Source organism: Bacillus sp. ISL-75, from assembly GCF_018613095.1.
This window is the reverse complement of record NZ_JAGGQX010000048.1, coordinates 46,577-60,808: the sequence shown is the minus strand read 5'-3', so window position 1 is coordinate 60,808 and position 14,232 is coordinate 46,577. Positions and strand designations below refer to the sequence as shown.

General features: G+C 37.3%; 9 protein-coding genes and 1 pseudogene. 6 read left to right on the top strand and 4 right to left on the bottom strand.

The features are described 5' to 3' along the window. Positions 1 to 311: 311 nt before the first annotated feature. From J7E63_RS19330 to J7E63_RS19315, 4 genes are all read right to left on the bottom strand, one after another. Entirely contained in the window at positions 312 to 1,664 is a 1,353-nt protein-coding gene (locus J7E63_RS19330; protein WP_215015287.1) for a hemolysin family protein, read from the bottom strand. Between the two features lie 292 nt (positions 1,665 to 1,956). Continuing rightward, positions 1,957 to 3,285 (bottom strand): hemolysin family protein, encoded by a 1,329-nt coding sequence (locus J7E63_RS19325; protein ID WP_215015285.1) that lies wholly within the window; start codon positions 3,283 to 3,285, stop codon positions 1,957 to 1,959. Positions 3,286 to 3,424: 139 nt separating this feature from the next. Further along, positions 3,425 to 3,979 carry a GNAT family N-acetyltransferase gene (locus J7E63_RS19320; RefSeq protein ID WP_215015283.1) on the bottom strand — a complete coding sequence of 185 codons (555 nt, stop codon included), beginning with the start codon at positions 3,977 to 3,979 and terminating at the stop codon, positions 3,425 to 3,427. Positions 3,980 to 4,101: 122 nt separating this feature from the next. Then, positions 4,102 to 5,253 carry a histidine kinase N-terminal domain-containing protein gene (locus J7E63_RS19315; protein WP_215015281.1) on the bottom strand — a complete coding sequence of 384 codons (1,152 nt, stop codon included), beginning with the start codon at positions 5,251 to 5,253 and terminating at the stop codon, positions 4,102 to 4,104. Positions 5,254 to 5,428: 175 nt separating this feature from the next. On the opposite strand from J7E63_RS19315, the pseudogene feoB reads away from it, so the two are divergent. The 6 genes and pseudogenes from feoB to J7E63_RS19285 form a co-directional block, all read left to right on the top strand. Next, positions 5,429 to 7,080 (top strand): annotated as a pseudogene (gene feoB / locus J7E63_RS19310) (ferrous iron transport protein B); the annotation flags it as partial. A gap of 21 nt (positions 7,081 to 7,101) precedes the next feature. Next, on the top strand, positions 7,102 to 7,257 hold the full coding sequence (locus J7E63_RS19305; protein ID WP_215015279.1) for a FeoB-associated Cys-rich membrane protein: 156 nt from the start codon (positions 7,102 to 7,104) through the stop codon (positions 7,255 to 7,257). Positions 7,258 to 7,367: 110 nt separating this feature from the next. Then, positions 7,368 to 7,823 carry a helix-turn-helix transcriptional regulator gene (locus tag J7E63_RS19300; protein ID WP_215015277.1) on the top strand — a complete coding sequence of 152 codons (456 nt, stop codon included), beginning with the start codon at positions 7,368 to 7,370 and terminating at the stop codon, positions 7,821 to 7,823. 152 nt (positions 7,824 to 7,975) lie between these two features. Beyond that, on the top strand, positions 7,976 to 10,024 hold the full coding sequence (locus J7E63_RS19295) for a transglycosylase domain-containing protein (protein WP_215015275.1): 2,049 nt from the start codon (positions 7,976 to 7,978) through the stop codon (positions 10,022 to 10,024). A 432-nt stretch (positions 10,025 to 10,456) separates the two neighbouring features. Beyond that, entirely contained in the window at positions 10,457 to 12,214 is a 1,758-nt protein-coding gene (locus J7E63_RS19290) for an ABC transporter ATP-binding protein (RefSeq protein ID WP_215015273.1), read from the top strand. Continuing rightward, positions 12,211 to 14,226 (top strand): ABC transporter ATP-binding protein, encoded by a 2,016-nt coding sequence (locus J7E63_RS19285; protein WP_215015262.1) that lies wholly within the window; start codon positions 12,211 to 12,213, stop codon positions 14,224 to 14,226. The genes J7E63_RS19290 and J7E63_RS19285 overlap by 4 nt, the downstream gene beginning before the upstream one ends. Positions 14,227 to 14,232 lie beyond the last annotated feature (6 nt).

The window sequence follows — 14,232 nt, the reverse complement described above, 5'->3', positions numbered from 1 at the left end:
AAAAAGCGTTCAATATTTCGATTGAATCGAAATATTAAACGCTTTATTTTAAAAATCGGACTTTTTCAGTGGCCTCAGCATAGCGACGAGGAGGCTCCCCGGCACGCCCGCGGAAAGCGAAGTGCCTGGAGCGCAAATAACAGACATGTTGCAAAGACTATATTAATAATATTATAACGAATTAACGCGGTGAATTGTTAAAGTTATTGTAGAAAATAAGAGGCTGTCGAAAGTTTCCGACAGCCTGAATCTGATCGTTTTTTTCTCCACAAAAAAACCAGACCGGAAAACGATCTGGTTTAGGAATTTTTTTAAGATAGCACTTCTGAATTGGAGATTGATAATTGTTGGCTAGTTGCCTCACCATTATTGGCATTTTTAGTGACCTCAATATATTTAATATGGTGCTCTTCCATATCGAGAATTTTAAAGGAATAGGTATCATGAAGTAGGATGTCTCCTTCTTTTGCTTCGTAATTTTCGGTTAGAATCCAACCGCCAATCGTATCGACATCTTCATCGTCAATCTCCACTCCCAATAAATCATTGACCTCACTAACTAATACTTTAGAATCGATAATATAATGGTTTTCCTTAATTTTGCGAATCTCTGGAATTTCATCCATATCGAATTCGTCACGAATTTCCCCAACAATTTCTTCTAAGATATCCTCAACAGTAACCAGCCCGGAAGTACCGCCATATTCGTCCATTAAAATCGCCATATGGACACGGTCTTTTTGCATTTTTACTAATAAGTCATGGATAGGAATCGTTTCTATTACTCTAATTATAGGTCGTGTATAGTTTTCTAGAGTCCGTTCAGCTAGTTTTTCATTACCAATTAAATCAGTCATAACTTCTTTTATATTAATAAGCCCAATTATATGATCCTTATCACCATCAATGATGGGATACCGTGTGAATTTTTCTTCACGTAAAACCTGAAGAAAAGTCTCTAATGTATCATCCTTAGATAAGGAAACGATTTCCGTTCTAGGGACCATAACTTCTTTGGCAATACGGTTATCAAATTCAAAAATTTTATTTACATACTTAAACTCTGATTGGTTAATTTCACCACTTTTGTAGCTTTCAGATAGAATAATTCGAAGCTCTTCCTCTGTATGGGCGATTTCGTTTTCAGAAACAGGCTTAAGCCCAAAAAAACGTGTTGTAATTCGAGCAGAACCATTAAGCAGCCAAATTACAGGATACATCACCTTATAAAAAAGGATGAGCGGACGTGACATCATCAGGGTAATCCATTCTGCTTTCTGGATCGCCAATGTTTTAGGTGCAAGTTCACCAATTACTACATGTAAAAATGTAATCGCTGCAAATGCAAAGCCCACAGATAATATTTGGTTAAAACTTTCGGGAATATGCAGGCCTTTAAAAATAGGGTGAAGGATCTTTTCAAATGTCGATTCACCAAGCCAACCTAATCCAAGGGCAGTAATGGTAATTCCTAACTGACAGGCAGAAAGGTATTCATCTAGATTCGAAATCACTCGTTTAGCAGTCACAGCACTCGAATTTCCGTCTTCGATTAACTGATCAATTCTTGAGCTTCTTACTCTGATAATAGCAAATTCTGAAGCTACAAAAAAAGCAGTTAAAGCAATTAAAATGGCTATAATAACCAAGTTAAATATGTCCAAATAAGTTCCCTTAGCCCGTTTTTAGACAGGTAAGGAGTCACCTCCCAGTTTAATAAAAAAAATTAACTCGTATCAAAATAAACTTATATCTAGTTTTCTGCTAATCTCGTCTAATGGTCATTATACCACCTCGACAATTTTGTAAATTAACAATAATTATAAAGAATTTGAACCGTACAGTCAAACGTTCTGGTTAGTATATTGGTTGATAACTATATTTTATGGGAAAACATAGTGAATATGAACAGTAAAGACGAAATATTACAAAAATTATCTAAAATAATAGTGGCTCCTATTCAGGAGCCACTTCCACTTTTTTTTGTTCTGTTTTTGCTTTATATACTTCAATATATAAGATATGGTGACCTTCTATCTCATTAATTTGGAATACAAATCCGTCGTTTTCGATGGAATCACCTTTATGTACATCAAACTTTTGTGTTAAAAACCAACCCCCAATCGTGTCTACATCTTGCTCATCAAGTGATGTGCCCAGTAGATCGTTTACTTCGCTTATTAGTACTTTACCATCCAAAATAAAATGACTATCTGCTTTTTTCTGAACCAGTGGGAGTTCATCCAAGTCAAATTCATCCCGTATTTCACCAACAATTTCTTCAAGAATATCTTCGACCGTGACAATTCCTGCTGTCCCTCCATATTCATCAGATAAAACGGCCATGTGTGAACGGTTTTTTTGCAGTTTGACTAGTAGTTCCTGAATGGGAATTGTTTCAATGACATGAATGACTGGCTTAAGATAAGGGATAAGCGGTCTTTCGCCGGTACATTTTTGCTGAATACAATCGGTTAAGACCTCTTTAATATTAACAACACCTAAAATATTATCTTTGTCACCATCAATAAGGGGATATCTAGTGTATTTTTCTTCCTTGACTATTTCAATAATTTCTTCCATTGAGGCATCCCTGGATAGAGTTACAAGCTCAGTTCTCGGAACCATAATTTCTTTTGCAATCCGGTTATCAAATTCAAAAATTCGGTTCATATAACGGTATTCAGATTGATTTATTTCCCCACTCTCATAGCTTTGAGAAAGGATTAAACGCAGTTCTTCTTCCGAAAGGACGATATCGTGCTCAGAAGCTGGTTGTATTCCGAAAAGCCCAGTAACAAATCTGGCGGAACGATTAAGAATCCAAATAAATGGATACATCAGCTTATAAAATATGATTAACGGTCGTGCAAAAAACAAGAGGATTTCTTCTGCCTTTTGAATCGCTATCGTTTTTGGGGATAATTCTCCAATTACAACATGGAAATAGGTTATAGCAATAAAAGCAATGATAAACGAGATAATGTGTTTTAAAGATATTGGTAATTGAATCCATTCAAAAACGGGATCTAGCAGCTTTCGAATAGTGGGCTCACCTAGCCATCCTAATATTAGGGAGATGATTGTAATTCCAACCTGAGTAGCTGATAAATATCCATCCAAATTAGAAATGACTTTCTTTGCTGCTTCCGCTTTGGGGTTTCCTTCTGACAGTAATTGATCAATTCTTGTTGTTCGAACCTTTACCATCGCAAATTCAGAAGCGACAAAAAGTGCGGTAAAGGCTATTAGGATAACAATTAAAATTACATTCATCCAAATCATTTATCACCTTACAAAAGGTAAGGTTTGCCACCTCACTTACGTTGTACTGTATACATTATTTCAAAAAAAAATTCTATAAGCAAATCTCCCCATAAAAAATACTGCCAATAGGCAGTATGTAGCGATGTAATTAGATTTATTAATAGGCAATTCTTTTATTCCAGTCGCGGGCAAGCATGCTATAAACAAAAAGATCATGATATTGTCCATACAATTGTTCACCGTCTCTAATGATCCCTTCCTTTACAAAACCGAGTCTCTCAGGAATCGCACGGCTTTTTTTGTTTTTTATACCACAGCGAATTTCAACACGGTTTAATCCTAATGTGAAAAAGGCATAGTTTATAAGGGAATTGACTGAACGTGTCATGATCCCATGACCTTCTGCATTTTTGGAAAGATAATAGCCGATACTTGTCATACGGTTATGCCAATCAATTTGATGTAATCCAATCGAGCCAACTAGCTCACCTTTATAGAGAATCCCTACGTTTAAACCGCTATTATCTGCAAATTGGGATAGCCATACAGGAATAATGGACTCAAATTGATAAGGGGAGTTCATGCTTTCTACCCATGGCATCCATTCACGTAAATGTTCACGATTCTCCTCAACTAGCTGATACAGCCTTAAGGCGTGATGCTGCTGAAACAACTGGAGCTCAATTTCATTATCAACCTTTAATGTAAACATTGGCCTAATCTCCTGATAAAAAATTTTAGTTCATCATATGCAACAGGAGTTTATATTGGAAGATATATTGAAGAGAAATAAAAAAATCCCTGCTTTAATGAAAGTGGGATTGGATAATAGGACTATGAATGACCTTGTTCATTGCCACTAGGGATGGCTGTGACTGGTAAGCTAATCGAAAATGTAGTTTTATCAGGAGTGGAATCACATTCTAAATTCCCTTTATGTTTTTCAATAATTTCTTTACATACAAACAAACCAAGACCTGTACCCAGTTTTTTGGTCGTGAAAAATGGTTCGAAAATAGATTTTCTAAGTTCAGCTGGGATCACGGGTCCATTATTGGAAATATTGATTTTGATGGACTGATTTTTGAGACTGCTATTGATCTCAATTGTTGGAGTGGGATTCTCATCATGATTTAATACATCAATCGCATTAAATATGATGTTAATTAATACCTGCCTAATTTCATCCGCATACCCATTAAGAGTAATATCTTCTCTTAATTCTTTTCTTATTTTTACTTTTCCATCGAGAATGCTTGGATATAGAAAGTTTAATACTTCATCAATTAATTTATTTAAATTGAAGTCATCTTTTTCTTTTCCAATTAACTCCTTTTTTGATAAAAGTAAGAATTGCGAAATACGAAAATTAAGTTGATCCAATTCACTTGAAATGATATCTAAATATTTCATATCCGGATAATCAGCTTTCAGCAATTGGATAAATCCTTGAACAGATGTTAGTGGGTTCCTAAACTCATGAATAAAGCTTGATGTCATCTGGCCAAGTAGTGTTAATCGATCCTGATGGGTAGAATCGATGTGCATTGTTTTTTCTTCGATGATTTTGTTTTTTGCTTCAGAGTAATGTGAAACAGCATAGTATAAAAATTTATCGAAGCAAAAATTTATCTTGTTTAACGCTTCTTGCATATCTGACCATGGGATCCCAGTGTTACCTAAATAGCTGTATAAAACTGTTCTCCCAAGATTTACATTATAAACAAAATCTCCAAGGTTGATATCAGCCAATACTCTTTCTTCCGAAACTTCTATGGCTAGCTTTTCGATAATGTTTAAAAGCTCTTGCTTAGTCATTTTATGCATATTAAGCAAAGCTTCGAGTAAGGCGGCTCCGTTTACATGAATCTTCAATTTAAAAGGGTCTGCTTTAGTGGTAACAATAGCATTTTCCCATTCTTGAATCAATTTCTGTTTATTTTGATTAAAATAGTCAATTAAATCCGTTTGGTTTTCCGTGGACATGCCGTTTTCCCCCTATGCTATTGACAAAACTGCTTACAGAGTAAATTCGATGATTAAAGCAAAAATCCTTCTTTATTTTATCATAAAAAGTGTTACTTCCCATTTTAATCATAATACTAGAATCATATGGGACAATAAGAATAAAATCTAGCATCACTCAGTTTATTTTTTCCTTGGGATTCAAATAGATGCAGGAAAGCTTTCAAAGTTTCTCGGGGTGCCAGTTGTTCCGGTGGTGGCAAGAAGCGGTAAAGGCTGTGATAAACTAGTAGATGTCATCTCAACAAAATCAATCCAGCCTGTCAAAAAGAACCTCGTTTACTACGGTAAAGAGGTCGAAGAAGCGATTGTGACATTGACCGGTATGTTAAATGGAAAAACCGAACTTTCTGCACGCTTTCTAGCGATCCAATATTTTGAAGAAAATGAATATGTCAGAGACTATTTAAATAGCATTGTAGATGTAACTAAACTAACTTCTATTACGGCAAATCTTGAATCAATAGCACAGAAACAAAACAATATGGTGTAAAATCTTTAGCCAACTATATTTATCAAAAAAGAAAAGAAGTAATTGAGAAGATTTTCGCTGAAGTTGCTAGGAAAAGTAATTCGGATATTCCTCTCTCTGAAAAAATTGACAGTATCGTAACGAATCGCTTTTTAGGAATGCCAATTTTCTTGTTGCTCATGTATTTTATGTTTATGTTGACTTTTGATTGGCTCGGAACCCCATTATCTGATCTTTTGGATGGATTTTTAACCGGGCCGATTACGGCAGGATTTGAGAAGGTATTAACTGCTATCCATGCTTCCGATTTTATTCATGCGTTAATTATTGAAGGCTTAGTTGCAGGGGTAGGCGGGGTTCTCGTCTTTGTACCGCAAATTTTTATCCTCTTCTTTTTTATATCTTTATTAGAAGATTCAGGGTACATGGCTCGAGTCGCATTAGTAATGGACCGGATTATGGAATCAGTTGGCTTAAATGGGAAGGCATTTATCCCAATGATGATTGGTTTTGGCTGCAATGTACCAGGAATAATGGCAGCAAGAACAATTGAAACACCAAGGGAGAGGCTGTTAACCATTTTACTAACCCCATTAATGTCTTGCTCGGCACGATTACCGGTATATGCATTATTCGTTGGAGCGTTTTTTGCAGGAAATAAGGCATTGGTTGTCCTTAGCCTGTATGTACTTGGCATCATTGTTGCGTTAACCTTGGCAAAAGTCTTTTCTTCTACTGTACTTAAATCAGAAACTTCATTATTTGTTATTGAACTGCCACCCTACCGACTGCCCCAATTTCAATCACTTTGGAGAAGTACATGGGATAAAGGGAAAGGATTTGTAAGAAAGGCTGGAACATTTATTTTTGCTGGTTCTGTCTTTATCTGGCTGCTATCATATGCGGGTCCCAATGGTTTAAAGGTTGACATGGATGATAGTTATTTAGCGGCAATTGGGAATGTTATTGCGCCAATTTTTGATCCGATTGGTTTTGGAACATGGCAGGCATCCGCATCGTTAATTACTGGATTCTTGGCAAAAGAGGCAATTATTTCTACCATGAATATCATCTATTTTGTTCCGAACGATGCAAGTCTGCAAGGGTTATTGGCAGATTATTATACACCGCTTGCAGCTTATAGTTTTATGGTTTTTATATTGTTATATATTCCATGCTTAGCGACGGTTGCAACAATCTATAAAGAAACGAATTCAAAGAAATGGACAGCTTTTTCAATGATCTATGCATTTGCTATTGCGTATGTCCTCTCTTTGATTATCTATCAAGGTGGCAAACTGTTTGGACTTGTGTAATTCTTAAAAGAGGTGGAGCAAATGATTGCCAATATTTTGATAGGGGCAGCTATTTTTGGATACGCGAGCTGGGCCTTGGTCAGGTTTATTAATAAATCGAAAAAGGGAAAATGCGGCACATGTGATTTGAAAGATTCATGTTCTAGCAAGTGCGGCATCCCTCCTAGAATACAATAATTATTACAAGACTGCTATCCATGAGGTAGCAGTTTTTTTATGTTAATATTTGAATGATACGACAATCTAGTGTAAAATTACACTAGTTGCAATTGAAGGAAGGGCTGAACGTGACCAGGGATGAAATTATGATGCAGGTTTCTGAAAAACTTCGTCTCATACGAACCGAGGCAGGTTATACTCAGGATAAAATGGCAGAAATCATTGGTGTCTCAAAGAAAACACTTGTTCAAATTGAGAAAGGCAGAGTTCTTGCCAACTGGTCTACCGCTGTTTCGATTTGCGCTCTTTTTCGTGAAACGGAAACAGTCCAATTCTTATTTGGAAATGAACCGCTCGAAGTGTTAGAAACGGTTGCCCGCGAAGGAATAGATATTCGTAAATCAAAAACATTTGGCGGCAGGATCTGGTGGAGAGTATTATCAAAGAAAAACAGTTATATTCTTCAACAAAATATTATAAGTAAACATTTTCGCATCTTAGATGAAAGAAATTACCGCATCTTTAGCAGTATTGATGAAAAGCTTTCAAGACAACGCTTTAAAGAAATGACAAAAAATGAATAATAGACATTGAAAAGATGGGAATTCTGCCCATCTTTTTTCTTTTTTGTGGAATACTAATCGGTGGAGTTATCTTTCATAGAAAACCATCATAAAATCAACCCCATAACAAAAAGGTATACCTGTTAAGATTACAGTTAAAGGATGTTTTTCATTTGGTATTTAAAGATAAAGTTAGTGCCATTTTTACAAATTGGAAAAAGTGGCACTTACTACAAATAATAGTGCTATCAGTATTGGTTCTCGTCTTAAGTTTTTTCGGTCTTCTTTATTATTTTTCCATGGATGCAGATATTTCTGGACTTAAAAACGAGCTGCCCCAAGCAACCGTGTTTTATGATGTAAAAGAGGATGTAGCAAGTAAAGTATCGGCCAATAAAAATGAAGGCGTCTCAATCAAGCAGGTCCCTGATTCAATGAAAAATGCCATCATTGCCATTGAGGATCATCGGTTTTATCAACATAAGGGTGTCGATCTAATTGGAACCTCTAGGGCACTCATCCGTGACTTAAAAGCAGGGGGAATGGTCGAAGGCGGCAGTACCATTACTCAACAATTGACAAAGAATACTCTTCTTACATCACAAAAAACTTTAAACAGGAAGATGGAGGAAGTTTTTTTAGCACTGCAGATTGAACGGGAGTATTCGAAACCCGAAATCCTCCAAATGTATTTAAATCAAATCTACTTTGGAAATGGTGCATGGGGAATAAAAACTGCCGCCAGCAAATATTTTGCCAAAGAAGTGAAAGACCTATCAATCAGTGAATCTGCCTTACTCGCAGGGTTAATTAAAGCGCCATCTGCCTTAAATCCGTACGAACATATGGAGAAAGCGACTGAAAGGCGAAATCTAGTATTAACTCAAATGCGAAAACAAGGGTATATTTCGAGTCAGCAATATGGGAAGGCGAAGCATGAAAAAGTGGTTTTGAACGATAGGGGAGGGGACCCGTTCCGAGGTAAATTCCCATACTATGTTGATCAGGTATTAGATGAAGCAATCAACCAATATGGATTATCACAGGATGAATTACTAACAGGCGGCTTTCAAATTTATACAGAGCTGGAACCAACGATGCAAACTGCCATGGAAAAAACGTTTCAAAATGATGCGTTATTTCCAGAAGGAAAAGATCGCCTTATACAGAGTGGCGGAGTATTAGTTGATCCAAAGACAGGCGGGATCAGGGCCATTGTTGGCGGTCGAGGGAAACACACCTTTAGGGGCTATAATCGTGCTTCACAATTAGAAGCACAGCCAGGATCCTCCTTTAAGCCATTAGCTGTTTATACACCTGCACTGGAAAATGGCTGGGGAATTTCTGATATGTTAAAAGACGAACCGATGACTTTTGGCGATTATCAACCGAGTAATTACGATCATCAATATGCTGGAGAAGTGCCGATGTATGAAGCCGTTAAAGAATCAAAAAATGTTTCAGCTGTATGGTTATTAAATGAGCTGGGGATCGAAGAAGGATTAGATTCTATTAAAAGGTTTGGAATTTCATTGGACAAAAATGACCGCAATCTATCCCTTGCCTTGGGAGGCTTGCATAAAGGAGTCTCTCCCCTGAACATGGCGGAAGCCTTTGCTGTTTTTCCTAATCATGGTGTAAGAGTGAAGACCCATGCAATCAAGAAAATTGTGGATGCAGACGGGAATGTAATCGCTGAGTGGAAAACCAAAAAGGAGCGAGTCACTACAAAAGCTGTTACCGATAATATGACGACAATGCTCCTTGGTGTAGTTGAACAAGGAACAGGAAGTGCTGCACAAATACAGGGCCGCGAAACGGCAGGGAAAACAGGTTCAACTCAGGTTCCAATCAAGGGCATCAATGGTGTAAAGGACCAATGGTTTGTCGGTTATACACCACAGCTGGTTGGAGCCATCTGGGTTGGCTATGATAAAACAGATGCTAATCATTATGTAACTCCATTAAGTAATAAAGGTTCGGCGGTTGTTTTTCGTGAAGTGATGACGGAGGCACTAAAGAATGCGCCATCGGAAAGCTTTAATGTCCCACATATTGCTTCATTGATAGAGAAGAAAAGGCAGGAAGAAGAGGCGAAGAAACGAGGTAATATTCAAGAGAACTTTAATAATGAGGTTCAAAAATGGGAAGAGAAGTGGAATAAGCAAAAGGAAAAGTGGAAGAAGAGGTGGAAGAATAAAGGGAATGGTAAGGGTAACTAATATTTTTATCGTAATAGACAATAGATAAAACAATTCTGAAAAATGGGAATTGACTTTTAAATAAACTGATGATAATCTAACGAAAGAGGAAAAAAAAGGAAAGGGAGGGTTACAAAAATGATTAAATTCAATCAAGCTTTTTTACCAATTGAATATTTGAATGTAACCTGTCCTGAAGAATTTTCCTGTTAATTTTAGACGCGAAAATTAATAAATGACAAAAACACAGGTTGCGTTTTTTTGATACGTAATGTGTGTTTTTTAGTCCCTTTTTTTAAAAGGAGGCATACTGCACTACTGCGGTATGTCTTTTTTTATAGATAAAAGTGCTTAAGGGAGGTAAATTTTATGGAAAATTTAGAATTAGTCAGGATTGGAAATACAACGGAGGCGCTAGAAGGCGGATAGTAAAACATAAGGGGGCAGACAGTTATGTTTGCGGTATTAAAAAAATTAAGTTGGTTTTTTAGAGAAAATTGGCAACGATATTTGATCGCAATAACACTATTAATTTTAGTCGGTATATTGGATGTGATGCCGCCAAAATTAATTGGAATGGCGATTGATGATATTCATGTCGGTATTATAAGTAAACAGAAAATTCTCAGGTACCTCGGTATCCTTTTATTAATCATGGTGTCATCCTACGCAATCACATATATATGGATGTATCGTTTATTTGGGGGAGCCTTCCTCGTTGAAAGGAAACTCAGGTCTCGATTTGTAGAGCACTTATTAAAAATGACCCCGGGATTTTATGAAAAAAATCGAACAGGGGACTTAATGGCACGTGCTACAAATGATTTAAAAGCCATCTCCATTACAGCAGGTTTTGGGATCCTAACTCTAGTGGATTCTAGCGTCTGGATGTTAACCTTGCTGTTGACAATGGGACTTTTCATTAGCTGGAAGTTAACATTAGCGGCCATTATCCCGCTGCCATTTATGGCCATTTTAATGAAAATTTATGGAAAAAGAATTCATACTCGCTTTATGGAAGCTCAGGATGCCTTTGGTGAATTGAATGACCGTGTGCTTGAATCTGTCGCAGGAGTTAGGGTCATCCGTGCTTATGTTCAAGAAGTGGCCGATAGTAATCGGTTTCATCAACTCACGGAGGATGTTTATCATAAGAATATTAGGGTTGCAAAAATTGATGCCTTATTTGATCCCACGATAAAGGTGCTTGTAGGAATAAGCTATTTAATTGGTCTCGGGTATGGTGCTTATTTGGTTTTCCATCAAACGATTACATTAGGCAATCTGGTTTCCTTTAATGTGTATTTAGGGATGCTGATATGGCCAATGTTTGCTATTGGTGAGTTAATCAATGTGATGCAAAGAGGGAATGCCTCACTAGACCGTGTGAATGAGACACTTAATTATAAGGAAGAAGTCAGCAATCCACTCGAACCTGTTGCAATCGCTACTGTGGATCGTATGGATTATCAAAAGGCAACCTTCAGGTATCCATCTTCTAAAAATGACAATCTAAAAAATGTGGATGTTAAACTTCTTCAGGGGCAAACATTAGGAATTGTAGGTAAAACAGGATCAGGAAAGACCACCTTTATTAAGCAGTTATTAAGGCAATATCCACTTGGGACCGGTGAGGTATCTATTTCAGGGGTATCATTAGAGGAACAAACCTTGAATCAAGTCCGCAACTGGATTGGTTATGTGCCCCAAGATCATGTCCTGTTTTCTCGAAGTTTGAAAGACAATATTCTTTTCGGCAGGACAGATGCCAGCGACGAAGAGTTAGAAACAGCCATAGATTTAGCGGCGTTCCGTAAGGATCTTGAAATGCTTCCGGAAGGATTAGCTACGATGGTAGGTGAAAAGGGTGTGGCCTTATCAGGAGGACAAAAACAACGTATCTCGATTGCCCGCGCGCTAATCAAAAATCCAGAAATCCTTATTCTCGATGATTCCTTATCAGCCGTTGATGCGAAAACAGAAAAACAAATTATTGATAATATCCGCTTGGTAAGAACAGATAAAACAACGATTATTACCACTCACCGAATGTCTGCTATCGAGCATGCAGACCATATTATCGTTCTAGATGAAGGCAGAATTGTTGAAGAGGGGACACATGAACAACTGATTGAACAAGGTGGGTGGTATAAGGAACAATTTATCCGCCAACAGATTGCAGGTAAGGTAGAGGAGGGGGTATCAGCATGACAACTGGGAAGCGATTAACTAAGTACGCCTTTACTTATAAAAAAATTATTATAGCGGCATTGCTCATGCTGACTATTTCTGTCGGAACCGACCTTGCAGGACCTTTTATTGCTAAGAATATTATTGATCAGCATGTATTAGGGATTGAATCTGTTTGGTATGAAACGGCAAGTGGCAATCGGGCAGTGAATTATGACGGTAAATTTTACACAAGAGAAAAGTATTTATCTATATCAGAACAAGAGGGAAAACAAATTCAAATTTTGCAAGTCGGTTCCAAGTTCGTTTTCATTGACCAAAGACTTGAATTTGATGGGAAGAGAAGCTTAAAAGAAGGAATTTTGGAGATTAAAAAAGATGGACGAAAGGCAGAGTATCAGGCGAAAACCCTAAAGAGGTCTGAAATATTATCCTTTTACCAGCCAGAGATTCCAGCTATCTTTCAACTATTGACCATCTATTTTGGACTCTTGGTTGTATCAGCCGTTTTTCAATACGGAGAACGTTTTTTATTACAAAAATCAGCCAACCGTATCATTCAAAAAATGCGAGAAGATGTCTATGGTCAGATACAACGGCTGCCGATTAATTATTTTGATAATTTGCCTGCGGGTAAAGTGGTAGCAAGAATCACGAATGATACAGAAGCAATCCGGGAGTTATATGTTACTGTTCTTGCTACCTTTTTTACTAGTGCCATATATATTACAGGAATATATGTTGCCTTGTTTATTTTGAATGTAAAGCTTGCAGCGATTTGTTTGTTATTATTGCCAATTCTATATGCATGGATGCTAATATACCGGAAGTATGCTTCTAAATATAACCGTGTCATCCGGTCTAGGAATAGCGATATAAATGCAACCATCAATGAGTCCATCCAAGGGATGAGTATTATTCAGGCGTTCAGTCGCGAAAAAGAAACAAAAGCAGATTTTGAAAAACTAAACCATGAGCATTTTTCGTACCAGAATAAGCTATTAAGTTTAAATGCATTAACCTCTCATAATCTGGTTGGGATATTAAGAAATCTCATTTTTGTGGCATTTATTTGGTATTTCGGCGGCCAGGCACTGAATACTTCTACTATCCTATCACTTGGGATGCTATATGCCTTTGTTGATTACATCAACCGTCTTTTCCAACCTGTTCAGGGGATTGTCAATCAATTGGCTAATTTAGAGCAGGCACTTGTGGCCGGTGAACGAGTATTCAAGTTGATGGATGAGCCAGGGGAAAATGTTAGTGGTGAGCGGATTGCTCGTTTTAAAGGGAATGTAAGATTTGATCATGTTTCGTTTGGATACAAAGAAGGAGAATTCGTGCTAAAGAATATTGATTTTGAAGCGAAGCAAGGTGAAACAGTTGCCCTCGTTGGTCATACAGGTTCTGGAAAAAGTTCGATCATGAATTTACTTTTTCGGTTTTATGATTGTCAAAAGGGGAAAATTACGATTGATGGAAGGGATATTGAATCCATCCCACGTCAAACGATCCGAAATCATATGGGCATCGTTTTACAGGATCCCTATCTATTTACAGGAACGATTGCTTCCAATGTAAGTCTTAATGATCCTTCGATTACAAAAGAAAAAATCGAGAAAGCATTAAAGGATGTTGGAGCAGAAAAGGTATTCAAAAATTTAGAAAATGGGTATGACGAACCTGTTCTTGAGAAAGGAAGCACCCTTTCGAGCGGGCAGCGGCAGTTAATTTCTTTTGCCCGCGCGCTTAGCTTTAATCCTGCGATTCTAATTCTTGACGAAGCCACTTCTAGTATTGATACAGAGACAGAAGCAGTGATTCAAGAGGCTATGGATGTCCTGAAAAAAGGGAGAACAACCTTTATCATTGCCCACCGGTTATCAACGATTCGAAATGCCGATCAAATAATTGTATTGGGTCGAGGGACGATCGTTGAAAAGGGATCACATGATGAATTGATGGGGAATAAGGGAAAATATTATCAGATGTACCAACTTCAGCAGGGCAGCACAGATCTGGCAGGATAGGAAAAA

What these genes read in the sequence shown, in the direction of transcription:
- J7E63_RS19290 (WP_215015273.1), top strand. Translation starts at nt 10,457, where the DNA reads ATGTTTGCGGTATTAAAAAAATTAAGTTGGTTTTTTAGAGAAAATTGG.
- J7E63_RS19305 (WP_215015279.1), top strand. Translation starts at nt 7,102, where the DNA reads ATGATTGCCAATATTTTGATAGGGGCAGCTATTTTTGGATACGCGAGC.
- J7E63_RS19320 (WP_215015283.1), bottom strand. Translation starts at nt 3,979, where the DNA reads ATGTTTACATTAAAGGTTGATAATGAAATTGAGCTCCAGTTGTTTCAG.
- J7E63_RS19325 (WP_215015285.1), bottom strand. Translation starts at nt 3,285, where the DNA reads ATGATTTGGATGAATGTAATTTTAATTGTTATCCTAATAGCCTTTACC.
- J7E63_RS19315 (WP_215015281.1), bottom strand. Translation starts at nt 5,253, where the DNA reads ATGTCCACGGAAAACCAAACGGATTTAATTGACTATTTTAATCAAAAT.
- J7E63_RS19285 (WP_215015262.1), top strand. Translation starts at nt 12,211, where the DNA reads ATGACAACTGGGAAGCGATTAACTAAGTACGCCTTTACTTATAAAAAA.